Source organism: Pseudomonas sp. SWRI68, from assembly GCF_014269165.1.
GTDB classification, from domain to species: Bacteria; Pseudomonadota; Gammaproteobacteria; order Pseudomonadales; family Pseudomonadaceae; genus Aquipseudomonas; species Aquipseudomonas capeferrum.
In genome coordinates this window covers 141,275-165,113 of the sequence record NZ_JABWRU010000006.1, presented here as the reverse complement: position 1 = coordinate 165,113, position 23,839 = coordinate 141,275, and the positions used below count along the sequence as shown (strand labels likewise).

Sequence of the window (23,839 nt, the reverse complement as noted above, 5' to 3'; positions counted from 1 at the left end):
AGTCGCCAGGCTTTCTACGCCTGGCGACATCGCTACCGCTCCACCCCCTCGGACGACGGTGAAATCTTGCGCAGTGAGCCTTGCTGCCTCAATGCGTATTCTCGCGGCTGTTCTCCAGCGTCTCCAGCAAGGCAATCTGCATGCGGGTATGCACGCGGATGAACCAACGCCACAGCAACGCCACCACCACCGCCGCCACTACCGCAATCACCAGCAGCAGTTCACTGGTGGGCAGGATGCTGGCCGATAGCGCCGACAGCAGCAAGAAGATCACCAGCAACGACAGCAGCGGGATCACCTCGGCGATCACCCGCCGCACTCGCTGGGTATGGCGCCCCGCCATTTCAGGCTTAACGCCCATTTCCGCCAGCAGCATCGACAGCGCCTTGAGCTTGCGATACGCCGCAATCAGGAAGGGCAGCGACAGCAGCAACGCCGCGCCCCAGATCATCGCCTTTTGCTGGCTGATATCGGCGACCCACTCGCTGAGCCAATTGCCAATGCGCCCGGCAAAGTAGCCCCCGCTGAAGAAGATGGCGATCACCAGCGCCAGGTTGACGCCAACCTGCAACAGGATGCGCCGGATCATCGCCGCAAGCACGGCACCCTCGCCCTGCGGCTGGATGTTGCGCAACCACTCGCCATACAGCGACAGCACACGCGCCAGACGGCTGGGCACCACCTTGCCAAGTTTCAGCGAGAGCGGGTCGGCCGCACGGATCAGGTAAGGCGTCAGCAGCGTGGTGATTGCCGAAACCGCCACGGCCACCGGGTAGAGGAAATCGCTGGTTACCTGCAGCGTCATGCCCAGCGCAGCGATGATGAAAGAGAACTCGCCAATCTGGGAAAGCCCCATGCCAACCCGCAGCGAAGTGCGGCCGTCATTACCGGCGATAAACGCTCCCATGCCACAGGACAACATCTTGCCCAGCACCACCGCCACGGTGATGACCACGATCGGCCAGGCGTAGTCGATCAGTACTTGAGGGTCGATCATCAGGCCGATGGCGACAAAGAAGATGGCGCTGAACAGATCGCGTACCGGTTCGATCAGCCGTTCGATCTTCAGCAGTTGACGCGACTCGGCCATGATCGCGCCAATCAGGAAGGCACCAAGGACCATGCTGTATTCCAGCTTCACCACCAGCAAACAGAAACCGAAACACAGGCCCAACACGGTGATAAGCAACATCTCGTTGCTTTCGAATTTCGCCACATATGCCAGCAAACGCGGCACCAGCAAAATGCCGATGACCAGCGCGACGATCATGAACAGCGACAGTTTGCCGACCGTGGAAAACACCTCGCCAGAGCTGACCGTGCCGCTGACGGCGATGCCCGACAGCAAGGCGATGATGCCGATACCCAGAATGTCCTCGACGATCAGCACGCCGAAAATCAGCTGGGCGAAGCGCTCGTTCTTCATCTTCAGGTCGTTGAGTGCCTTGACGATGATGGTCGTCGAGGAGATGGCCAGGATGGCGCCGAGGAACAACGCGTCCATGGTGTTCCAACCAAACCAGCGACCGATCTCGAAACCGATCCAGATCATCAGCACGATTTCCAGGAACGCCGCGATAAACGCCGTGGCACCGACCTTGAACAGCTTGCGCAGGCTGAACTCAAGGCCCAGGCAGAACATCAGGAAGATCACCCCCAGCTCGGCCAGGGTCTTGATGGTGTCTTCGTCGTGGATCAGGCCAAATGGCGGCGTGTGCGGGCCGATGATGAAGCCGGCGACGATGTAGCCCAGCACCACGGGCTGCTTGAGCCGGTGGAAAATAATCGTGACCACCCCGGCTACCAGCATGATCACTGCCAGGTCCTGGATGAAGCTGATGGCATGCATGGCGCGATTCTCCTTTTCTCGATGCCCGGGCAGACCGCTCCTCTGCCAAGGCAAACCGAGCGAGCAGCAAGTACATACTGTATTGAATGCAGGAAAGCCCATGTTGCATGGGCGTACTCAGGTTAACATCGCACCCCGCCGCTCAACGTCGGTGCAATATGTAGAAACAGATCGGCAGGTTAAGCGCTGCCGATGGCGTGATCAGCGTGACGACGGAGCGTCAGCCAACGTCCCGTACCAGGAAGGCAAACTCAAAGAGGGGAAACAGAAGTGTCAGCAGATACCCGCCCCGATTCAGCGCAACCACACCGTGAGCACACTATGGAACCTGGAAACGCCCAGCTGAGCATGACCGTCCTGATGACCCCGGACATGGCCAACTTCTCCGGCAACGTGCACGGCGGCACCCTGCTCAAATACCTGGATGAAGTGGCCTATGCCTGCGCCAGCCGTTATGCCGGCAGCTACGTGGTGACCTTGTCGGTCGACCAGGTGATTTTCCGCGAACCCGTGCACGTCGGCGAACTGGTGACATTCCTTGCGTCGGTCAACTACACCGGCAACACCTCGATGGAGGTGGGCATCAAGGTGGTGACCGAGAACATTCGCGAACGCTCCGTGCGTCACTCCAACAGCTGCTTCTTCACCATGGTGGCGGTCGACGACAACCGCCGCCCGGTAGCGGTGCCGCCGCGCCAGCCGCACAGCAGCGAGGAAAAGCGCCGGTTCCTGCAGGGCCAGCAGCGCCGGCAGATCCGCCAAGAGCTGGAAAAGCGCTACCAGGATCTGAAAACCGACGCCAACTAGTACGCCAGGCGCTGCGCCTCGAAGCGTACGCGCGGGTGGGCGATGCGATCCTGGGCCCGCACCAGCTGCAACTCGTAGGTGGCGCTGGCCTGGGTTTCGAGCAGTACTTCATGTACCGCAGCGCCAGCGTACTCGAACGCCTGCAACCAGTTGTCCCCGAGCAATACACGGGCCAGAAACAGGCCCGAGGTCAGGTCGCCCACCCCCACCGGTTGACGCGGAAACGCCAGCAGCGGGCGACGCAGGTGCCAGCTTTGCTCGGCCGTCACCAGCAGCATCTCGAACTGGTCTTCGGCGCGCCCCGGGTAGGCCAGGTGCTTGACCACGACGACCTGCGGCCCACGCGCGAGCAGGCTGCGCGCCATCTGCACGCAATCTTCCAGCGACTGTGCGCGGCGGCCACAGAAGCTGTCCAGCTCCAACTGGTTAGGGCAAAGGATGTCCGCCTTGGCGGCCGCCTCCTCCAGCAGAAACTCGCTGACCTCGTGCGGCACGATGCAGCCTTTCTCAGGGTGGCCCATGACCGGGTCGCACAGGTACAACGCCTTGGGGTTCACCGCCTTGATGCGTTCGACACCAGCCAGGATCGCCCGCCCTTGTTCAGCACTGCCCAGGTAGCCAGACAGCACCGCATCGCAGTGGCCCAGTTCGCCGATGTTGGAAATACCTTCCACCAACGCAGGAATTTGCGCGGGAGCAAGCACTTCGCCAGCCCACTGGCCATACTGAGTATGATTGGAGAACTGCACGGTATTGAGCGGCCAGACATTGACCCCGATACGCTGCATGGGAAACACCGCGGCGCTGTTGCCGGCGTGGCCGAACACCACGTGGGACTGGATGGCGAGCAGGTGCGGGGTACGTTTCATGCGGGAGATTTCCAAAGCTGTTTCAAGGATTGTGCGCAGCGCAGTATGAACTCGATTGCCACCTGTACGACAGGCCAGGGACGCAGTTAAGCTGGTTCGACCTGTTTGGAGCATATGCAAATGTTGACCCTGGAGAATGTCTTCGTCCTGATGCTGGTAGCCACGGCAGGCGCCTGGTTGTGGCATAACCATGGGCTGCGCGAAAAAGCCCTGGAGCGGGTCAAGCAGCATTGCGCCAAGCTCGACCTAGAACTGCTGGACGATGCCGTCGCCCTCAAGCGCATCGGCTTTGTTCGTGATGCCAACGGCAAGAAGCGCCTGGCGCGGATCTACGCCTTCGAGTTCACCGTCACCGGCGAGCAACGCCACCCAGGCACGGTGACCCAGTTCGGTGCCCACAGCGTGCAGATCGAACTGGCGCCCTACCCGTTCGAGATCAAGACGCCGCCACGCACCGACAATGTCATCGAGATGCAGCAGTGGCGCCAAGAGCATAACCGCTGGCGCAACTGATCAGACGCCAAGGCATTCCCTCAAACCGGCCTGCAGAGCCGGCTGCGGTTGAGCTTGAGCAAAAATCAGCTCGATGCGCGTATCCCTGCGCCAGTCGCTCGGCTGCCAGTCCGGCAGCACACCCTCAAGCCCATTGAATGATTGCCAGCCGTGCGCAGTGTGGATAACTCCCTTGGCACGGAGCCATGGCCAGCCGTGTAAAAACGCCCGAATCCGCTGTGGATAAAACTGCCGACTCGGATGCCAGCGCCAGCCAATACTCCAGCCCCCCTCACCTTGTTGCACCAGGCAGATAGGCTCATCGGGCCTATTCCATAGGGCTGCGGGGGTATTTCCAAGATTGTCGACAATCCTGTTATCCACATATTCAGTGGAAATAGCCCCTGTGGATGAAACGGGAAGCACCGAAAGTGGTAGGTTTCCGTGGCTGGCCCACAGTATATCTTTTTCATTAAACTTCTTAGTTATCAACAACCTATGGCATTCATCCACAGCCTCTGACTTGTTGAAAACCACAGCCTTGGCAGCATCAAAAGCCTGCAGTTGAGCCTCAGGCAGGGCCTCGCCCCGTGCCATTTTCTGTGCGTCCACAACCATCAAAAGCGGCTGGATTGTCAGCACTCCTGCCCAAGGGGCCTGCTTGAGTTGGGTGAGTAACTGCAAGGGATGGCCGAGGCCGGAAGGCTCGATGAACAGCCGATCAGGCCGAGACTTGCGCAGCAACCGGCCCAAGCCAACCTGAAACGGCATGCCGTTGACACAGCACAGGCAGCCCCCTGCGACCTCGCCGATGGCAATGCCGTCTTCATCGCGGCTGAGTAGCGCAGCGTCGAGCCCCACCAGGCCAAATTCGTTGATCAACACGGCCCAACGTTCGTCAGGCGGGCGCTGCGCCAGCAAATGGCGGATCAATGTGGTCTTGCCGGCGCCCAGTGGGCCGGCAATCACGTGGGTAGGAATGTTCTGCAACATGGCATGACTTCGGGCTGGAGGTAGGCCTCACTATGCGCCGTCACGCCAACCAGTCAAGGCTCAGCAGCAAGCGCCGTTGGTGCCCGGATGGCGAGCGATGCACCAGCCCGGCGCCCTCATTGCCTTGCCATTTTTCGCCTTTGAGCACGGCCACATCGCCCGCCTGCAGCCGTTGAATGTTATCCACAGCAGGCATTGCCTGGTGCAGTTCACGCCGGCCTATCGCACCTTCCTGCAGCCATTCACTGCCCGGCCCCGCGTAGCTTGTGAGCAAGCGCAGCGGCACGTGGTCCACATGAAAGCGCGGGCACATCGGTGCATCCAGCACGCGCAGGCGCAAGCCCAACCGTCGTGCGCCGAGCAGGCAGGTATAGGCGGCCACCAGCCAGGCCACGTCGGCGACAAAGCTCTCATAACCCTGCAAGTCTGCGGTTTCATGCAACAAGCCCGGTAACGCCGGTGCCTGCTGTTCGTCCACATCGATTACCCGCTGGTCAGCCAGGGGTTGACCAAGGCTGACGACCAGCTGGGCGAAATCCTCCAGTTGAGCCGGCATGCGCCGACGCCATACCGCCAGGTTCACATTGTCCTGCAGAACTTCGGTCAGTACTTGCGGCGAGTCACCCGACACCTGAAAGATATCCACAGGCTTGTGTGCGACGATCATGCTGCCGCCTCCTCGTGCCAAGGACCGAACGGATCTGGCAAGCGCAGCCAGCCCATCGGCCCCAGGCCCATTTCTTCATCCGTCAACAGGCATGATTGCAGCTCTGTGGATAACTTTTCGAAGTCAATATTCTGCCCGATGAACACCAGCTCCTGGCGGCAGTCACCGCTCTCGACGGCCCAGTTTTTCAGTATTGCCGCCGTGTTATCCACATCCTGTGGCCACTGTTCACGCGGCACGAATCGCCACCAGCGGCCAGCCATGCCATGGCGCATCATGCCACCTGCCTGCGACCAGCTGCCGGCCTCTTGATACTTGCTGGCCAACCAGAAAAAACCTTTCGAGCGCAGCAGCCTACCGTTGGTCCAAGGGGTGTGGATAAAGTCGAAAAAGCGCTGTGGATGAAGCGGACGCCGAGCCTGCCATGTGCTGGCGGCGATGCCGTATTCTTCGGTTTCCGGAACGTGCTCGCCGCGCAACTCCTGCAACCAGCCGGGCGCCTGCGCGGCTTGGTCGAAGTCGAACAGGCCGGTGTCGAGGATACGCGCCAGCGGTACCTCGCCCATGACCATGGGCACGATCTGCGCCCTGGCGTTGAGGCTGCGCAGAATGGCGATCAGCTCTTCCCGTTCGTGCTGGCCGATCAGGTCGATCTTGCTCAACAGCAGCACATCGGCGAACTCGACCTGTTCGATCAGCAGGTCGCTGATCGATCGCTCATCGTCCTCACCCAGGGTTTCGCCACGGCTGGCCAGGCTGTCTGCCGCCTGATAGTCGCGAAGAAAGTTCAGGCCATCGACCACGGTGACCATCGTATCGAGGCGCGCCATGTCGGAGAGGCTACGGCCTTGCTCGTCGCGAAAGGTAAACGTCTCGGCCACCGGCAACGGCTCCGAGATCCCGGTGGACTCGATCAACAGGTAATCGAAGCGCCCCTCCTCAGCCAACCGCGCAACCTCCTCAAGCAGGTCTTCACGCAGCGTGCAGCAGATGCACCCATTGCTCATCTCCACCAGCTTTTCTTCAGCACGGTTGAGGCTGACGTTACGCTGAACCTCGCTGGCATCGATGTTGATTTCACTCATGTCGTTGACGATCACCGCGACTCGCAGGTTGTCGCGGTTACGCAGCACATGGTTCAGCAGGGTGCTCTTGCCGGCACCAAGGAAGCCGGACAGAACGGTAACGGGGAGACGGTTGGACATGGCGAAACCTCTTCAGGCGAAGGCATTCGAAACGATGCATTGCATAATGTTATAAAGTAACAATACAATTTCGCCAAGCTGTTCTCGTCGGATGAATGCTCCCCGGAGATGAAATATGAAGCCGTCGCGTGCGGTGTTATTGCTATTGCTGGTTGTGCCATCGGTACTGTCGGCCATGCCACAGGGCAACCCGTTGGCGCTGTGCACCCGCAGCGCAACCCTGTTGGCCTGCCAGGACGGCAAGGGCAGTTACTACAGCGTACGCACCGAAGGCAGCACGTTTTATCTACGTGGCTACGACTACGAAAGCCGCCGTTTGTGGGCACAGACCAACAGCCGCTACGGCACGTTGACCTTTTACACGGGCCTGGCAAGCGATGGCGAAGCGTGGGTGGGCTATAGCCGCCGCATCGGATGGACCACCTTGAACCGTGTTTCCAGCTCCAGCGGGCAGCGCTTCAACCTGCACTGCAGCTTGCTTGGCGGTTGCCGCTGATCGCCTTTTCATTTGGAATTACCCATGACCCAGCTCAAGCTTCCCGATATCGCCAGCCAAGCCCAGCAGCACGCCTTACCGCTGGACTGGGTGGGCATGTGTGGCATTGACTTGCCGGTGCAATTCGAGGGCCGTATCGCCGCAGCCAAGGTCGACGCAGGTGTCAGCCTGGTGGACGGCAGCTCACGCGGCATCCACATGTCGCGCCTTTACCTGGCACTTGAATCACTGGAAGGTCAGCCACTCACCGCGCTGGTTATTCGTCAGCTATTGGCTGATTTTCTGAACAGCCATGAAGGGCTCTCATCAGCGGCCTACCTACGCCTGTCCTTCGACCACCTGCTTAAACGGCCGGCCTTGGTCAGCCCGTTGGCAGGCTGGAAAAGCTATCCAGTAACTCTCGATGCACGCATCGAAAGTGAGATGTTCCACGTGGAACTATTTGTTTCCGTGCCCTACTCATCCACATGCCCATGTTCGGCTGCGCTTGCCAGGCAGCTGATTCAACAACAATTCCAAGCGGATTTTGCCGAGCAGCAGGTGGATAAGGACAGGGTGATGGCGTGGCTTGGTAGCAGCCAGGGCATCGTGGCGACGCCCCATAGTCAGCGCAGTAGCGCTCAAATTCACGTGCGCTTGAAAAGCAATGTGCTGGAGCTGCCGGTGACCGAGTTGATCAACCGTGTGGAGGCCAGCCTGGGAACTGCCGTGCAAACTGCGGTCAAGCGCGCAGATGAACAAGCGTTCGCGTTGGCCAACGGACAGAACTTGATGTTCTGCGAAGACGCCGCACGACAGTTGCACCAGTCGTTACGACAATTGAAATGGGCCACTGCCTTCAAACTGCGCGTGGAACATGCAGAGAGCCTGCATGCCCACGACGCAGTCGCCACCAGCCAATGGCAGTGGCAAATCAGCTACGCGGTTTGACCGCCCCGCAGTCATTGCCCAGCCAGACCGCACGGGTGTTCATGCTGCCTTGCTGCTGCACACCAGACCCATTGAACGTACCGCTGACCTGAGTGGTGAACTCTCTGTCACTCAGAAAGGTAGCCTGGCCAGTGCCCTGGGCCTTGGGGCAACTGAACTGGAACTTCCATACGTTGCCAGTGCGGTCGGTAATCTGCTGCGTGCAGCCCGACTTAGGGTCTTGCAGCGGAATATCATTGGTTGCCACCTGCTCTGGCGTCAGGCACGAGCGCACCCCATTACCCCCCACTGTCACCCCTTGCTTGGCCAACACGCCCTCCATCATGGCGCGCTGCTCCGGCGGCAGGTTCTTCAATTGGCCGAGCATGAACGCCATGTCGGGTAACGGCTTGCCATCGACCTGCATGTTGCTGGTGGTCAGCTCCCACAAGCCGGGCTGCAACATCTGTGCATGCACCAACGGGCTGCTCAGGCCAAGGGCCAACGCCAACAGTGGCAGACGAATCTTCATGGGCAAACGCTCCTGGAATAAACCGGCCAACGGGCCGGGCTGAGCCTTAGACGCCAAATCCACCTGCAGGTTGCAAGCCGGACCGGGAACGTGTTCTGTTACCCACAGTGTACTCGGCAAGCAGGATGCATATGGATTACCACAGCCCCTACTTCTTCGGTTATGTGCTCGGCCTGATTCACCTGTTGGGCATCATCGCCGCACTGCATGCAGTGTTCACCGTGCGTACCGCCCAAGGTGCGATTGCCTGGGCCATGCCACTGGTCTTCATTCCCTACCTGACCTTGATCCCCTACCTGATCTTCGGCGCTCGCTCTTTCTATGCCTACATCAAGGCACGGCGCCAAGCCAACCAGGAAATGCACGTGGCCATGGCCAACCTCAACTGGCGCCCGTGGGTAGAAGAGGCGCTCACCGCCCGCGAGTCCGAAAGCTATGCTGCGTTGCGTGCCATGCCAAAGCTCGGACGCATGCCCTGCCTAGCGAACAACCAGGTAAAGCTGTTGATCGATGGTGAAGCGACGTTCGATGCCATCTTCGCCGCAATCAATCAAGCCCGCGAAGTGGTGCTGGTACAGTTTTTCATCATTCACGACGACAACCTGGGCAAAGCGCTACAGCAGTTACTGCTGCGCAAAGCGGCCGAAGGGGTGAAAGTGTTCGTCCTCTTCGACCGGGTCGGTAGCCATGCTTTGCCGGCAAGCTATAGCCAGGTGCTGCGAGCGGGTGGTGTGGAGATTCATGCCTTCGCCACGCGCCGTGGCTGGTTCAACCGCTTTCAGGTGAACTTCCGTAACCACCGCAAGATCGTGGTGGTGGATGGCCTGGTCGGTTTCATTGGCGGGCACAATGTGGGTGATGAGTACCTGGGTGCGCATCCGCAACTGTCGCCTTGGCGAGATACCCACGTGCAAATCGGTGGGCCCGTGCTGGCCTGCTTGCAGGAGTCGTTCGCCGAGGACTGGTACTGGGCAACCCGCCAACTGCCACCGTTGATCCTGCCCGACACCTACCCGGAGAACGGCGTGTTGTGCCAGGCGCTTGCCAGCGGGCCAGCGGACCCGCAGGAAACCTGCTCGCTGTTCTTCCTTGAAGCGATCCATTCGGCTACGCGTCGGGTATGGATCACCAGCCCCTACTTCATCCCCGATGAGGCAGTGTTCGCCGCCTTGCGCTTGGCGGTGCTGCGGGGGGTGGATGTTCGCATCCTGATTCCGTCACGGCCCGACCACCGGATCGTCTATGCCGCCTCCAGCCTGTTTGCCTTCGAAGCGGTACGCGCCGGTGTGCGCATGTTCCGCTACCAGCCAGGCTTTCTGCATCAGAAGGTGGTGCTGGTGGATGACGATGTGAGCGCGATCGGCAGTGCCAACCTGGACAACCGTTCGTTCCGCCTGAACTTCGAGATCACCTTGCTGACGGTGGACCGTGCATTTGCCGATCAGGTGCAAACCATGTTGGCCAACGACTTCGAGCAGGCTCGGGAGATCACTGCGGAGGACAGCCTGGATACCCATCGCCTGCAACAACTAGGGATGCGGATTGCTCGGTTGATCTCGCCGATTCTTTAACAGGCACTAATAACCAGGGGCCGCATAGCGGCCCCTGGTATGTGTGGTCGAACGTGAAACACTCAGCCTAGCGGTACAAATCCTCACGGGTCCATGGCAGGTCATGGCGGCCATCGGCATAAGGTTTCACGGCCAATATCTGGTGCAGGTTGATCCAGCCCTTCTCGAAGGCGTAGGCACAACCGGCCAGGTACAGCCGCCAGATGCGCAGGGTCTTTTCCGGCACCATGGCCGCCGCACGATGCAGCTGGTTTTCCAGGTTCTCGCTCCAGTGGTGCAAGGTCTTGGCGTAATGCAGGCGCAGGCTTTCTACATCGACGACCTCAAGCCCCGCCTCACAAATGCTGGCGCTGATCATCGACAGATGCGGCAGCTCGCCGTGGGGGAAGACATAACGGTCGATGAACTCACCCGCCCCCCGCCCTACCGGTCGCCCATCCACATGCTTGGCGGTGATGCCGTGGTTCATGACCAGGCCACCTTCACGCACCGCACCGAACAGCTTCTGGCAATACAAAGGCAGGTTGGCATGCCCGACATGTTCGAACATGCCGACACTGACCACCTTGTCGAAACGGCCATCCTGGGGCAGGTCTCGGTAGTCGAGAATCTGCAGGTCGACCTGCCCGGCCAGCCCCTCTTCCTTCACCCGCTCACGGGCCAGCTTGAGCTGCTCCTTGCTCAAGGTAATACCGAATACCTTGGCACCGTACTCACGTGCGGCAAAGCGTGACAGGCCGCCCCAGCCACAGCCCACATCCAGCAGGTAGTCACCCGCCTGCAGGCGCAGCTTGCGGCACAGGTGGTCGAACTTGTCCTGTTGGGCCTGGGCCAGCGTGTTGTCCGCCTCACGGAAGTAACCACAGGAGTAGGCCATGTCCGGGTCCAACCACAACTGGTAGAACGCATTGGACAGGTCGTAGTGATAGGAAATGGCTTCGGCGTCGGTGTCCTTGTCATGGGCAATACGCTGTGGCGTCGTATCGTCATCGTCACTCAGCAGGGCCTCGCTGAGTACGTCGCACACGCGAATAACCTCGCCGATATCACCCTCGAGCTCCAGCTTGCCTTCAACGAAGGCCTCACCCAGCTCGTTAAGGCTTGGGTGGGTGAACTGGCTGATCAGCTGAGGCTCCTTGATCAGGATCGTCACTTGCGGGCTCGGCCCAAGATCGAACTCGTTGCCGTCCCACAACTTCAGACGCAAAGGTAAATGCAGGCTCTGCAACGCAGGTGGAAGTTGCGCAAGCATCAATGACCCTCCCTTCAGGTAACGGGGCGCCACGCCTCATAAATTCGGACGCCACGGAGTCAGGGTAGTTCATAGCTGTAGATTTTGGGCTAAACGCGACGATGGTCTAGAACCAACCGACATGAAAAACACGCAGATTGTATACAATTCTAAGCACACAGACTAACCTTGTGCCCCTCTCGCGCTTCTTCATCCTGGAGTGGAACCCATGAAATCCTATGACGTGGTGATCATCGGCGGTGGCCCTGGCGGCTATAACGCGGCAATCCGTGCAGGCCAACTGGGCCTGAGTGTTGCCTGTGTAGAAGGCCGCTCGACCCTGGGCGGCACCTGCCTCAATGTTGGCTGCATGCCATCCAAGGCGCTGCTGCATGCATCCGAGCTGTACGAGGCCGCCAGCGGCGATGAATTCGCCCACCTCGGCATCGAAGTGAAGCCGACCTTGAACCTCGCCCAGATGATGAAACAGAAGGACGAGAGCGTGACCGGCCTGACCAAGGGCATCGAGTACCTGTTCCGTAAGAACAAGGTTGACTGGGTCAAGGGCTGGGGCCGGCTGGATGGCGTTGGCAAGGTCGTGGTCAAGGCCGAAGACGGCAGCGAAACCACGCTGCAGGCCAAGGACATTGTCATTGCCACCGGCTCAGAACCCACACCCCTGCCAGGCGTGACCATCGACAACCAACGCATCATCGACTCGACCGGTGCACTGTCCCTGCCCCAGGTTCCCAAGCACCTGATCGTCATCGGCGCCGGCGTGATTGGCCTGGAGCTGGGTTCGGTCTGGCGCCGCCTGGGCAGCCAGGTCACCGTCATCGAATACCTCGACCGCATCTGCCCGGGCACCGATGAAGAAACCGCCAAGACCCTGCAAAAGGCCCTGGCCAAGCAAGGCATGAGCTTCAAGCTCGGCAGCAAGGTGACACAAGCCACGCCGTCGGCCGATGGCGTCAGCCTGACCCTGGAACCCGCCGCCGGTGGCGACGCACAAACCCTGCAAGCCGACTATGTGCTGGTGGCCATCGGCCGCCGCCCGTACACCCAGGGCCTGAACCTGGAAAGCGTGGGCCTTTCGACCGACAAGCGCGGCATGCTGAGCAATGACCACCACCGCAGTGCGGTGCCCGGCATCTGGGTGGTCGGCGATGTCACCTCTGGCCCAATGCTCGCGCACAAGGCCGAAGATGAAGCGGTATCGTGCATCGAGCGCATCGCCGGCAAGGCCCATGAGGTCAACTACAACCTCATCCCCGGCGTCATCTATACCCGCCCGGAACTGGCCAGTGTGGGCAAGACCGAAGAACAGCTCAAGGCCGAAGGGCGCGCCTACAAGGTCGGCAAGTTCCCCTTCAGCGCCAACAGCCGCGCCAAGATCAACCACGAGACCGAAGGCTTCGCCAAGGTCATTGCCGACGCAAACACCGATGAAGTACTGGGCGTGCACCTGGTGGGCCCGAGCGTCAGCGAAATGATCGGCGAGTTCTGCGTAGCCATGGAGTTTTCGGCTTCGGCAGAAGACATCGCCCTCACCTGCCACCCACACCCGACCCGCTCCGAGGCCTTGCGCCAGGCGGCGATGAATGTGGACGGGATGGCAATGCAGATCTGACAGATCGCGCTCAGGCAATGCGGCCCCGGCATTGCCTGACACTCTTCGCTATCCACATTTGCCCACCATAAAGGAATCTGTTTCTTAAATGGAATGATATTCCGATATCCGTGTGATAAGTTTGTGCTGCAACGCTGGCGCGGCCTACCCACGGAGAACTCAATGTCCCAATTGTTGATACCCAGCCCTACAGGCAATACCCGAATCTTTGCGGTCGTAGGTGACCCGGTAAAGCAAGTGAAGGCCCCGCAGCTGCTCAACAAGGTATTCGCTGAGCAAGCTGTGGACGCGGTAATGATTGCAGTGCATGCCCGGCCTGAACAGCTCGCGACGGTAATACGCGGCCTGCAAGCGATGGAAAATTTCTCGGGCATGCTGATCACCATTCCTCACAAGTTTGCCGCTCGCGAATTTGCCGATGAGGTCAGCCTTGCCGTCCAGGTCTCCGGCAGCACCAACGCATTGCGGCGCAACGAACAAGGCGTATGGGAAGCTGACAACTTCGACGGGACAGGGTTTGTCCTGGGCCTGCAGCGCAAGGGGTACGCGCTGGCCGGCAAGCGTGTCGTACTGGCCGGAGGTGGGGGTGCGGGAAGTTCGATTGCTGTCGCATTACTGCAAGCAGGAATCGGCCAGTTATCTCTGCAAGAACCGGATACCGTCAAAGCCGATGCACTGCTCTCCAGGCTGGACCAACATTGGCCGGGGCGATGTGAGGTCGCTCAGCGCCAGCACCTCGGGCTAGCCGATATCGTTATCAACGCAACGCCGTTAGGGCTCTCGGATGAAGACCCGCTTCCTGTTGATCTGGCTGCCCTGGCCCCCAGAACGCTGGTGGCAGACATCATCATGCAACCCGTTGAGACTCGCCTGCTAAGCGAGGCGCAAGCGCTGGGGCACCCTGTGCATCCAGGCAGCTACATGCTGAGTGAGCAATTGGGCTGCTACAGGAAGTTTTTCAGAATCTGAGGCCTTAACAGCGTGCACATAACTCCTGATTGGCGGCCCCTGTACGCTGGCGTCAATATAGGCATCCCTTTCTTTTGCAACGCGTCATGGGTAGCCTTCAATGCATTTTCTACGGGAGCTCATCTCTCACACATCAAGGAACAACTATGAGCAATGCGCTGGAACGCGGCCTGCACGCTATTGAGCTATTGGCCGGGAAACGCACCGGGCTGCCTCTTCAGCAAGTTGCCGAAGCCTTGGACATTCCGCCGAGCGCCACTCACCGCATGCTTAATTGCTTGGTTGAACAGGGTTTTGTGCGCCAAGACCCTCAGCACGGTAATTATGTTCTCGCCCTCAAGGTGGTATCGCTTGCACTGAAGCACCTGTCCCAGAGCGACATCGTCGACCTCGCCAAACCGATCCTTGAACGCCTAGCCCGTGTGTCTGGCGAACTGGTGCGTTTGAGCATTGTCGATGGCGACAACCTGGTGTGGATCTCCAAAGCGCAAGGCACGCGCTCCGGGCTTCGCTACGACCCTGATGCCGGTGCCGAAGCCAAACTCTGCTGTACAGCGTCGGGGCTTGCTTGGTTGAGCTGTCTGAGTGACGAACGCGCGCTGGAGCTGGTTTACCGTCAAGGCCTGGCCAAAGCCGGTGAATATGGGCCCAACGCAGCGACCACGATCGACCAGCTGCTTAAACACCTGCAGCTCGCACGTGATCAAGGCTATGCGTCAGTTGACGAGAGTTTTGAAATTGGCGCGGCGGCGATGGCTATCGCAATCCTCGATTCGCAGCGACACGTCATCGGCGTGATCAGCATAGCCGGCCCAAGCGTTCGCTTGACCCAAGAGCGTATGCAGGCTCTCAAAGCGGCATTGTTCGAGGCCGCCGAAGAAATCACCGCAATCAGTCTGGACAGTCTTCCCAAGCTGTCGATGATGACCTCCCGGATCACCGATCAGACCGGCTGATCGGACCACCGATCGAACGCGGCCTGTCATCCGACGTGGCCGCCTCCTCTCCTCAAGCTCTGCTGTCGAATGCGTCAAACCAAGCGCGCTGACTCCTGCCGATCAAAATCATAAATGGAATGCTTTTTACTTTTGGAATGATCTTCCATTTATGATAGTGTCATCACCGCCCACTGAGAAAGCCTGGTGTTCTGCAAAAGATGCCGCTGCCAGAAGGCGTTCTGATAAAAACAAAAACAGGAGTCATCTATGTCGAGTTCTCCCAACCTTGATGTCAGCACCTTCATGGACGCTAGAAAAATGAGCGCCAGGCAATGGCTGGTGCTGTTTCTGGGCTTCATGGTGCTTGTCTTTGATGGGTTCGATACGACCTCGATCGGTTTCATAGCACCCGCGCTGGTCGACGACTGGGGCTTGCAGCGACATGACCTTGGGCCCGTGATGATGAGCGGCCTGCTCGGGCTGGCCTTCGGCTCATTGACTGCCGGATCGTTGGCAGATCGTTTTGGCCGCAGGCCGGTCATCATCGGTTCAGTGCTGCTGTTCGGCCTGTGGAGCCTAGCTTCGGCCTGGGCCACCGGGGTCGTCAGCCTGACAGTGCTGCGGTTTCTGACCGGGGTCGGTCTGGGTGCATCAATGCCGAATACCGCGACACTGATTTCCGAATTCGCACCCAAGCGTTACCGCTCTCATATGGTCTCTTTCATCTACTGCGGTTTCGCCTTTGGCGCGGCCCTGGGTGGCCTGGGCAGTGAGTGGCTGATCGCCCATTTTGGCTGGCGATCGGTATTGGTGGTCGGCGGTGTGCTGCCCATTGCCTTTGCGCTCCTGCTGCTTTTCAGCCTGCCGGAGTCCATCCGCTTTTTGGCCCAGAACAGTGCGTTGAAGGAACGCCTGATCAAGGAGATCAACAAAGTTGCCCCTGGCTTGGCCAACGCCCGTACCCGATTTCATATCAGCGAAGCGTCGATCCAACAGGCTGGCAAGGTCAGCGCGTTGTTCGCGTCCGGTTATAGCCTCGGTACCTGCATGATCTGGATCACGCTGTTCATGGGTTTGCTGACCATGTACTTGCTGTCGAGCTGGCTGCCGCTGCTGACCCGCGATGCCGGCCTTAGCATGGGCGATGCGGCACTGCTGGGCTCGTTGCTGCAAATTGGCGGCATGCTGGGCAACTTTACCGTCGGCATGAAGATGGACCGCTGGGATCACCATAAGGTGGTCGGCATTACGGTGTTCTGCGGTGGCGCCTGCGCGGTGCTAATCGCGCTGCAGCAGCCGACGATGCAGGTTCTCTGCCCGCTGATCCTGTTGCTGGGCTACTTCCTCAATGGCGTCAACGTCGGTGGCTATGCGTTGGCAGCCGCTTTCTACCCAACCCAGATCCGTGCCACCGGGGTGTGCTGGGCAACCGGCATCGGTCGCCTGGGCGCTATCAGCGGCGCCGGGATCGGCGCACTCATGCTGGCTGCCCAATGGGATTTCAGCCAGGTCTTCTTGTTCCTCGCCATCCCTTCCTTGCTCGGGGTCACGGCGCTATGGGTCAAAGGCCGTCAGCACAGAACGTCGGCGATTCCCAACCCAGCCAACTGAATTCCAGCGCGCTTAACCCCCTCTACGGAGACCTGCCATGCAAGCTAGCTATTCCATCGCCCAACTGACCGCTCTCGATTTCAGCCCGCCCGAAATCATCGAACTGGCTGCCCGCACCGGCTATGACCAGGCTGGCGTGCGGTTGTTACCCGTCGCGCCAGGGGCCGTCGCCTATCCACTGATGGATGACGCACGCATGCTGCGTGAAACGCTCGCACGGATGAACGACACCGGCGTGAAGGTCTTCGATCTGGAATTGATACGCCTCGATGCCCAATTCGATCTGCAACGCTACCTGCCGTTTTTCGAGGTTGGTGCGCAGCTAGGGGCCAAGGCGGTACTGGTAGCCGGGGACGATCCGGAGCAAGGCCGACTTGTAGAGCACTACGCTCGGCTATGCGACGCAATGCAACCATTCGGCCTCTCAGCAGACCTCGAATTCATGCCGTGGACGGCCGTCAATGACCTGGCCAGTGCTCTGCATATTGTGGAACAGGCCGATCGAGCCAACGGCGGCATCCTGGTAGACGCCCTGCATTTTGATCGTTCAGACAGCCGCTTCGAGGATTTGCAGCGAATCCCAGCGCAGTGGCTGCACTACGCACAAATATGCGACGGCCCTGCGATGCGCCCCGACACCCATGAGGGACTGATCCAGGCGGCGCGCTGCGGGCGTTTGCTACCGGGGGAAGGTGACATCGATCTGGCCAGGATATGGCGCAGCCTGGCAGCCGAGGTTCCGGTCAGTGTCGAGATCCCGAATGACCGCAGGGTAGCGCAAGTGGGGGTAGAGGCTTGGGCCCGAGAGGCGTTGGCGGCAGCCAAGGCAATCATTGAGCCCCTGTAAATCATTGACGCTGACCAAGCCCACTACACCAGGAGACCTCTTGATGCTTACCGACACTTCCCTGCACGCCACGGTGGACTGCGATGTCCTGATCATCGGCTCTGGTGCAGCCGGGCTTAGCGCAGCCGTGACCGCCGCGTGGCATGGTCAGCGGGTGATCGTGGTCGAGAAGGATGAGGTGTTCGGCGGTGCCACCGCCTGGTCGGGTGGCTGGATGTGGGTGCCGTGCAATCCGTTGGCTCAGCGCGCCGGGATCATTGAGGACCGCTCGCTGCCACGGACCTACCTTGAACATGAATTGGGTGACCACTTCGACCCGACCATGATCGATGCCTTTCTCGAAGCAGCGCCCAACATGGTCTCCTTTTTTGAGCGCCATACCGCTTTGCAATTCGCCGACGGTAACGCAATTGCTGATATCCACGGGGATACGCCAGGCGCCGGCACCGGCGGTCGGTCGGTGATCGCCGCCCCTTACAATGCCTACGCGGTAGGCAAACTGCTAAAGCGGCTGCGCAAGACGATGCGCGAAACCTCGTTCATGGGCATGCCGATCATGGCCGGCCGTGACCTGACTGCCTTCCTCACCCTGACACGCTCCTGGCGTTCGCTGCTGCACGTGACCCAACGCTTCGGCAAACACTTGATCGACCTTGCGCTCAAGGGGCGCGCCATGCACCTCGTCAACGGCGTCGCCTTGATCGCCCGCCTGGCCAAGTCAGCCGAAGACCTTGGCGTACAGCTCTGGGAGTCAGCGCCGGCCACTGAACTGATCCATGAACACGACCGGGTCGTCGGCGCCGTCGTCGAAACAGCAAAAGGCCGTATCGCCATTCGGGCGCGCAAGGGTGTGGTGCTGGCTGCAGGTGGCTTTGCCAATGACATCGAACGACGCAAGGCACTGTTCCCGCGCACGCCAACGGGCCATGAACATCTGGCGTTGCCGCCTCTGGGCGTCAATGGCGATGGTTTGCGCCTGGGCGAGAGCGTCGGCGGCCAGGTCGCTGAAGACCTGGCCAGTGCCGCCGCTTGGGCGCCCGTGTCTCGAGTACCTTACAAGGACGGTAGCGCCGGCCACTTCCCGCATATCATCGAACGCGGCAAGCCCGGCATCATCGGCGTCCTCGCCAACGGCCAACGGTTCGTCAACGAAGCCAATGGCTACTATGACTATGTTGCCGCCATGGTCGCGGCCGCACCCGGCACCGAGGTCGCGTCCTGGTTGATCTGCACCCGCGCGTTTCAGCGGCGTTATGGGCTGGGCGTTTCCCGGCCTTTCCCACTGCCCGTTGAGCCATTCATCCGCTCGGGTTACCTGAAGACTGGCCACTCCATCGAGGCGTTGGCCTTGGCGTGCGGGATAGACCCCGCGGGCCTGAGCCAGACTGTGACCGAGTACAACCGCCACGCCCGCAACGGTGAAGACCCCCAGTTCGGTCGCGGCACTACGCCCTACAACCGCAAGCAGGGTGATGCGCAGCACGCGCCAAATCCTTGCGTCGCGCCAATCGAGCAGGGCCCATTCTATGCGGTGAAGGTCGAGGCAGGCTGCTTCGGCACCTTCGCAGGCCTCAAGACCAATGCCCATGCGCAAGTCCTCAACACTCACGGGCAGCCGATCGCAGGCCTTTATTCAGCGGGGTCCGACATGGCCAGCATCATGGGCGGGCACTATCCGGCCGGCGGAATCAACCTGGGGCCAGCCGCAACCTTCGGCTATATCGCCGGGCGCCACCTGGCTGGCGCCACAGCCTACGAATAACGCCCGGCCTACAGGCCTTGATCCTCGAGGGATCCCCCATGTCGTTTGCTTCCAAGCCCTTCGCCCTTACCACTCAGGAGAACGTACGATGAGCACCATCACCCCCCTTCCCCCACGCTGGGACCAGGAAGTCGACCTGTTGGTGTTCGGCGCAGGCACCGCAGGCATGACTACAGCGTTGATGGCCAAGCACCACGGGCTGGACGTGCTGCTGTGTGAAAAAACCGCTGCCGTGGGCGGCATCAGTGCGACCTCAGGCGGTACCACCTGGGTACCCGGCACCACCCAGAGCCAGCGCGCCGGAGTACCGGACAGCGTGGCAGATGCTGCAACCTTCCTTAAGGCGGTGGTCGGTGAGCGCGGTGGTGAAGCCTTACGCGAAGCCTTTCTGGCCAGCGGGCCGCAGGCAATTGACGAGTTGGAGCGCATCAGCGAAGTCAAATTCGTGGCCGCCGCAGCCCACCCCGACTATGTCAGCGGCCCAGGAGCAGCGTTCGGTGGCCGCGCCCTGGCACCGCTCGCGTTCGACGCCAGGCTACTGGGGAAAGATTTCGCCCGCGTACGGCCACCACGCCCGGAGTTCATGGGGCTCGGCGGCATGATGGTGCCCCGCGCCGACCTCGACGCGCTGCTGTCGCCCTTTACCTCGCTGAAAAACCTGACCCGTACCCTGAGCGTTGTCGGCCGCTATTGCATCGACCGCCTGAGCCACCCCCGTGGCACCAACCTGGTGATGGGCAACGCCTTGGTTGCCCGCCTGTTCTACAGCCTGCGCCAGCGCAACGTTACCATTCGTTTTGAAACGCCCTTGCACGACTTGATCCAGGAGAACGGCAAGGTGGTGGGCGCTGTGGTGCTGCACAATGGCCAGCCCCAGCGCATCCGCGCCCGCCGAGGCGTGGTGATGGCCACCGGCGGCGTGACCCGCCACCCGACGTTGCGCAAGCAACTGTTCCCCGCCGCGGCCCAACCCCTTTCACTGGCGCCCTTGACCCATACCGGCGACGGCATCGATCGCGCGCTGAAGGCTAACGCTCAGCTCGACAACGGCCATGACAGCCCGGGTCTATGGATGCCCTGTTCGATCCGCACAAGCAAGGACGGCTACCAGGCCGTCTGGCCACACATCCTGCTAGACCGTGCCAAGCCAGGGCTGATCGCAGTCAACCGCCGGGGCCTGCGCTTCGTCAATGAGTCGGACTCCTACCACGACTTCGTCATGGGCATGCTCGCCGATAGCAGCCCCACCGCTCACCTGATCTGCGATGAAGCCTTCTTACGCCGCTATGGCCTGGGCCTGGTGATGCCGCTGCGCACCGCCGCCAACATCGCCAGCTTCGTCAAGGCCGGCTACCTGGTCAAAGCCAGCACGCTGGCCGAGCTTGCCAGCAAGCTCAAGATCGATGCCGAGGGGCTCGCAAACACGGTCAACACCTACAACGCCTCCGCCGCACACGGTGAAGACCCGGCATTCAACCGTGGCAGCAGCCCCATGAACCGTCACAATGGCGACCCACAGCAAACACCCAACCCCTGCGTGCGCCCGCTGGGCGAGGGGCCTTACTATGCCGTCACCGTACAACCCGCCGACCTCGCCTGCAGCGCAGGCTTGAGCGGCAACGCCGACGGCCAGGTGCTGGACACCCAAGGCCAGGTGATCGAGGGGCTATACGCCTGCGGTAATGACCTGGCCTCGATCTTTCGCGGCACCTACCCTGGCCCAGGTACCACCCTGGGGCCTGCGATTGTGTTCGGCTGGCGGGTGGCCCGGCATGCGGCGGGGTTGGAGGGTGCCAAGAGGGGCATGCCCGGTGCGCTCCAGCCGTGACGCTCACGGGTCGAGCGGGGTGCCCGGACAAGGCGTCAAAAGCAGCACACCCGGAGCATGGGGCAACGATTTCAATGAGTAAGGGTGCGACATGCTCATGACCTCAAATAGACCTAATGTTGACTCTCTTGGATAGTTCTTCCGCCGACTCTTTGCGCTCGGAGTAGCGGTCTACCAAATAATCCTGGCGATCACGCAGCAGCAGCGTGAACTTGGTCAGTTCCTCCATCACGTCGACCAGTCGATCGTAGAAAGAAGACGGCTTCATGCGCCCGGCTTCATCGAACTCCAGGAAGGCTTTCGGCACCGACGACTGGTTCGGGATGGTAAACATACGCATCCAGCGACCAAGCACGCGCAGTTGGTTCACCACGTTAAATGACTGCGAGCCTCCACACACCTGCATCACCGCGAGGGTCTTGCCCTGGGTTGGGCGAACGGCGCCCATGGCCAGCGGTACCCAATCGATCTGCGCCTTGAAGACAGCACTCATTGAGCCGTGACGCTCGGGCGAGCACCACACCTGGCCTTCGGACCATTGCATCAGCTCGCGGAGTTCCAGCACCTTCTCGTGGAAGTTCGGAGCGTCATCCGGCAGCGGCAGGCCGCAAGGGTCGAAGATACGGGTTTCGGCGCCGAACGCTTCCAGCAGGCGCGCAGCTTCCTCAACCATCAAGCGGCTGAATGAGCGTTCGCGGGTCGATCCGTACAGCAGCAGGATGCGCGGTTTGTGCGTGGAAGGATCCTTCGGCGCCAGCCGCTCCAGCGACGGCAAATCAATCAGTTCTGGTTGGACATTTGGCAGGTGGTCGTTCATTTCGGTCTCCATTGATCCAGGGCCTACAGGGCGCCAATACGGGCAAGTTCGGCTTTCAGTTCGTCCTCGCTCAGTTGCGAGAGAGGCAGCGCAATGAAGGCGCGCACGCGCTCATCGATCTTCGCAAGTGTGGCCTGGAAGGCTTCTTCGATTTCGGCCTCACTCCCGATGACCGCCGAAGGGTCGGCCAGACCCCAGTGGGCTTTGAGCGATGGACCGAAGAAGATCGGGCAGGCTTCGCCGGCAGCGCGGTCGCACACGGTGACAACGATGTCGGGAGGAGAGCTCTCGAAGGCATCCGAGGCCTTGCTTGAAAGACCAGCGGTGGGGATACCGGCGGCTTCCAAGGTTTTCAGTGCCCGCTCATTGACCTTGCCGCTTGGGAAGCTGCCCGAGCTCACAGCTTCCATACCCTCGGGGGCCCGGTGATTGAACAGCGCCTCGGACAGGATGCTGCGGCAGCTGTTGTGGGTGCACATGAACAAGACTTTCATCAGGTATCTCCGGTTCAAAAGCTCAAGCGGATGGCCAATGCGGCCAAGGTGGCAAGCAGGATCGGCAGCGTCAGGACGATGCCGGTGCGCAAGTAGTAACCCCAGGTGATGACGATGTTCTTGCGGGCCAGCACGTGCAGCCACAGCAAGGTGGCCAGGCTGCCGATGGGGGTGATTTTCGGACCGAGGTCACAGCCGATGACGTTGGCGTAGATCATGGCCTCGCGCACGATGCCGGTGGCCTCAGCGGAATGGATCGACAAGGCGCCTACCAGCACAGTGGGCATGTTATTCATGACCGACGACAGGCCAGCGGCGAGCAGCCCCGTGCCGAGGGATGCGCCCCAGATCCCGTACCCGGCGAAGACATTGAGGATCTGCGTCAGGTAGTCGGTGAGGCCGGCGTTACGCAGGCCATAAACCACGAGGTACATGCCAAGCGAGAACACCACGACCTGCCAAGGCGCGTCCTTGAGCACCTTGCGGGTAGAAATCACGTGCCCGCGGGCGGCGATCAAGTAGAGGATCAGCGCACAGGCAGCAGCGATGGCGCTGATCGGAACGCCCAACGGCTCGATGGCAAAGAAGCCGACCAGCAACAGCGCAAGCACCCACCAGCCGGCAACGAACGTCGCCTTGTCGCGGATAGCGGCTTCGGGAGCCTTGAGTTGGTCGAGTTCATAGGTACGCGGCAGGTCCTTGCGGAAGAACCACAGCAGCATTCCCAGGGTGGCGGCGATACTGACCAGGTTCACCGGCACCATGACCGAGGCGTATTCGCTGAAGCCAATGCCAAAGTAGTCGGCGGAGACGATGTTCACCAGGTTGGAAACCACCAGCGGTAGGCTCGCGGTATCGGCGATGAAGCCCGCCGCCATGACGAATGCCAGCGTCGCCGCCGGGGAGAAGCGCAGGGCCAGCAGCATGGCGATGACGATCGGGGTCAGGATCAGTGCCGCACCGTCGTTAGCGAACAGCGCCGAGACGGCGGCGCCCAGCAGGATGATGAAGGCGAACAGCTTGCGGCTGCTGCCCTTGCCCCAGCGGGCTACGTGCAATGCCGCCCACTCGAAGAACCCCGCCTCGTCCAGCAGCAGGCTGATGATGATGACGGCGATGAACGTTGCGGTGGCGTTCCACACGATCTGCCAGACCACTGGAATATCGGACAGGCTTACGACGCCAGCCAGCAGCGCCACGACAGCTCCTAGAGCTGCACTCCAGCCCACGCCTAAGCCCTTGGGCTGCCAGATGACGAGAACGATCGTCACCAGAAAAATCAGAAATGCGATCAGCATGACGACAACTCAATCAGCGAAGGA

At 60.6% G+C, this 23,839-nt stretch carries 22 protein-coding genes; 12 read left to right on the top strand and 10 right to left on the bottom strand.

Annotation, left to right across the window (positions count from 1 at the left end):
• Positions 1 to 88: 88 nt before the first annotated feature.
• Positions 89 to 1,849 carry a cation:proton antiporter gene (locus HU770_RS11730; protein WP_186663707.1) on the bottom strand — a complete coding sequence of 587 codons (1,761 nt, stop codon included), beginning with the start codon at positions 1,847 to 1,849 and terminating at the stop codon, positions 89 to 91.
• Between the two features lie 321 nt (positions 1,850 to 2,170).
• Here HU770_RS11730 and HU770_RS11725 point away from each other — a divergent pair, with 321 nt between their 5' ends.
• Positions 2,171 to 2,656 carry an acyl-CoA thioesterase gene (locus tag HU770_RS11725; RefSeq protein ID WP_186655542.1) on the top strand — a complete coding sequence of 162 codons (486 nt, stop codon included), beginning with the start codon at positions 2,171 to 2,173 and terminating at the stop codon, positions 2,654 to 2,656.
• Here the strand turns inward: HU770_RS11725 and pdxY are convergent.
• A complete protein-coding gene (pdxY, locus tag HU770_RS11720; protein ID WP_186655539.1) occupies positions 2,653 to 3,525 on the bottom strand; it encodes a pyridoxal kinase PdxY in 873 nt (290 codons plus the stop codon). The two genes, HU770_RS11725 and pdxY, sit on opposite strands and share 4 nt — an antisense overlap.
• 120 nt (positions 3,526 to 3,645) lie before the next feature.
• Between pdxY and HU770_RS11715 the strand changes: the two genes are divergently transcribed.
• Positions 3,646 to 4,038, top strand: a complete 393-nt coding sequence (locus tag HU770_RS11715; protein WP_095063947.1) for a DUF3301 domain-containing protein — start codon at positions 3,646 to 3,648, stop codon at positions 4,036 to 4,038.
• Here the strand turns inward: HU770_RS11715 and HU770_RS11710 are convergent, their stop codons facing one another.
• The 3 genes from HU770_RS11710 to zigA are packed head-to-tail and all read right to left on the bottom strand — an operon-like array spanning position 4,039 to position 6,882.
• Positions 4,039 to 5,010 (bottom strand): CobW family GTP-binding protein, encoded by a 972-nt coding sequence (locus HU770_RS11710; protein ID WP_186663706.1) that lies wholly within the window; start codon positions 5,008 to 5,010, stop codon positions 4,039 to 4,041. It lies immediately after the preceding gene.
• A 40-nt stretch (positions 5,011 to 5,050) separates the two neighbouring features.
• A complete protein-coding gene (locus HU770_RS11705; RefSeq protein WP_186663705.1) occupies positions 5,051 to 5,677 on the bottom strand; it encodes a DUF1826 domain-containing protein in 627 nt (208 codons plus the stop codon).
• On the bottom strand, positions 5,674 to 6,882 hold the full coding sequence (gene zigA, locus HU770_RS11700) for a zinc metallochaperone GTPase ZigA (RefSeq protein ID WP_047582510.1): 1,209 nt from the start codon (positions 6,880 to 6,882) through the stop codon (positions 5,674 to 5,676). Before zigA ends, HU770_RS11705 begins: the two co-directional genes overlap by 4 nt.
• Positions 6,883 to 6,997: 115 nt before the next feature.
• Between zigA and HU770_RS11695 the strand changes: the two genes are divergently transcribed.
• Positions 6,998 to 7,378 (top strand): hypothetical protein, encoded by a 381-nt coding sequence (locus tag HU770_RS11695; protein ID WP_047582508.1) that lies wholly within the window; start codon positions 6,998 to 7,000, stop codon positions 7,376 to 7,378.
• 24 nt (positions 7,379 to 7,402) lie between these two features.
• Complete coding sequence (gene folE2, locus HU770_RS11690; RefSeq protein WP_186663704.1) at positions 7,403 to 8,308, top strand: GTP cyclohydrolase FolE2; 906 nt, start codon at positions 7,403 to 7,405, stop codon at positions 8,306 to 8,308.
• On the opposite strand, the gene HU770_RS11685 is transcribed toward folE2, so the two are convergent.
• Positions 8,292 to 8,819 carry a DUF3617 domain-containing protein gene (locus HU770_RS11685; protein WP_186663703.1) on the bottom strand — a complete coding sequence of 176 codons (528 nt, stop codon included), beginning with the start codon at positions 8,817 to 8,819 and terminating at the stop codon, positions 8,292 to 8,294. The genes folE2 and HU770_RS11685 overlap by 17 nt on opposite strands.
• Before the next feature lie 131 nt (positions 8,820 to 8,950).
• Here HU770_RS11685 and cls point away from each other — a divergent pair, with 131 nt between their 5' ends.
• A complete protein-coding gene (cls, locus tag HU770_RS11680) occupies positions 8,951 to 10,390 on the top strand; it encodes a cardiolipin synthase (protein ID WP_186663702.1) in 1,440 nt (479 codons plus the stop codon).
• A 67-nt stretch (positions 10,391 to 10,457) separates the two neighbouring features.
• Here the strand turns inward: cls and cfaB are convergent, their stop codons facing one another.
• Positions 10,458 to 11,642, bottom strand: a complete 1,185-nt coding sequence (cfaB, locus tag HU770_RS11675) for a C17 cyclopropane fatty acid synthase CfaB (RefSeq protein ID WP_186663701.1) — start codon at positions 11,640 to 11,642, stop codon at positions 10,458 to 10,460.
• Positions 11,643 to 11,850: 208 nt separating this feature from the next.
• Between cfaB and lpdA the strand changes: the two genes are divergently transcribed.
• The 7 genes from lpdA (at position 11,851) to HU770_RS11640 (ending at position 21,206) form a co-directional block, all read left to right on the top strand.
• Positions 11,851 to 13,251, top strand: a complete 1,401-nt coding sequence (gene lpdA, locus HU770_RS11670) for a dihydrolipoyl dehydrogenase (protein WP_186655526.1) — start codon at positions 11,851 to 11,853, stop codon at positions 13,249 to 13,251.
• 162 nt (positions 13,252 to 13,413) lie between these two features.
• Complete coding sequence (locus HU770_RS11665; RefSeq protein ID WP_186655521.1) at positions 13,414 to 14,220, top strand: shikimate dehydrogenase; 807 nt, start codon at positions 13,414 to 13,416, stop codon at positions 14,218 to 14,220.
• 146 nt (positions 14,221 to 14,366) lie between these two features.
• Positions 14,367 to 15,176 (top strand): IclR family transcriptional regulator, encoded by an 810-nt coding sequence (locus HU770_RS11660; RefSeq protein WP_033702422.1) that lies wholly within the window; start codon positions 14,367 to 14,369, stop codon positions 15,174 to 15,176.
• 249 nt (positions 15,177 to 15,425) lie between these two features.
• The gene (locus tag HU770_RS11655; RefSeq protein ID WP_186663700.1) at positions 15,426 to 16,769 is read left to right on the top strand and encodes an aromatic acid/H+ symport family MFS transporter; all 1,344 of its coding nucleotides are present in this window, start codon (positions 15,426 to 15,428) and stop codon (positions 16,767 to 16,769) included.
• Positions 16,770 to 16,806: 37 nt separating this feature from the next.
• The gene (locus tag HU770_RS11650) at positions 16,807 to 17,616 is read left to right on the top strand and encodes a TIM barrel protein (protein ID WP_186663699.1); all 810 of its coding nucleotides are present in this window, start codon (positions 16,807 to 16,809) and stop codon (positions 17,614 to 17,616) included.
• A 43-nt stretch (positions 17,617 to 17,659) separates the two neighbouring features.
• Positions 17,660 to 19,378 (top strand): FAD-dependent oxidoreductase, encoded by a 1,719-nt coding sequence (locus tag HU770_RS11645; protein WP_186663698.1) that lies wholly within the window; start codon positions 17,660 to 17,662, stop codon positions 19,376 to 19,378.
• A gap of 88 nt (positions 19,379 to 19,466) precedes the next feature.
• On the top strand, positions 19,467 to 21,206 hold the full coding sequence (locus HU770_RS11640) for an FAD-dependent oxidoreductase (protein WP_186663697.1): 1,740 nt from the start codon (positions 19,467 to 19,469) through the stop codon (positions 21,204 to 21,206).
• 103 nt (positions 21,207 to 21,309) lie between these two features.
• Here HU770_RS11640 and arsH read toward each other — a convergent pair whose 3' ends face one another.
• From arsH to HU770_RS11625, 3 genes are read right to left on the bottom strand one after another with little or no spacing between them, the layout of a single operon-like run.
• Entirely contained in the window at positions 21,310 to 22,023 is a 714-nt protein-coding gene (gene arsH, locus HU770_RS11635; RefSeq protein ID WP_186663696.1) for an arsenical resistance protein ArsH, read from the bottom strand.
• 23 nt (positions 22,024 to 22,046) lie between these two features.
• The gene (locus HU770_RS11630) at positions 22,047 to 22,517 is read right to left on the bottom strand and encodes an arsenate reductase ArsC (RefSeq protein WP_033702427.1); all 471 of its coding nucleotides are present in this window, start codon (positions 22,515 to 22,517) and stop codon (positions 22,047 to 22,049) included.
• A 14-nt stretch (positions 22,518 to 22,531) separates the two neighbouring features.
• A complete protein-coding gene (locus HU770_RS11625; RefSeq protein ID WP_186663695.1) occupies positions 22,532 to 23,815 on the bottom strand; it encodes an arsenic transporter in 1,284 nt (427 codons plus the stop codon).
• Between the last annotated feature and the right edge of the window lie 24 nt (positions 23,816 to 23,839).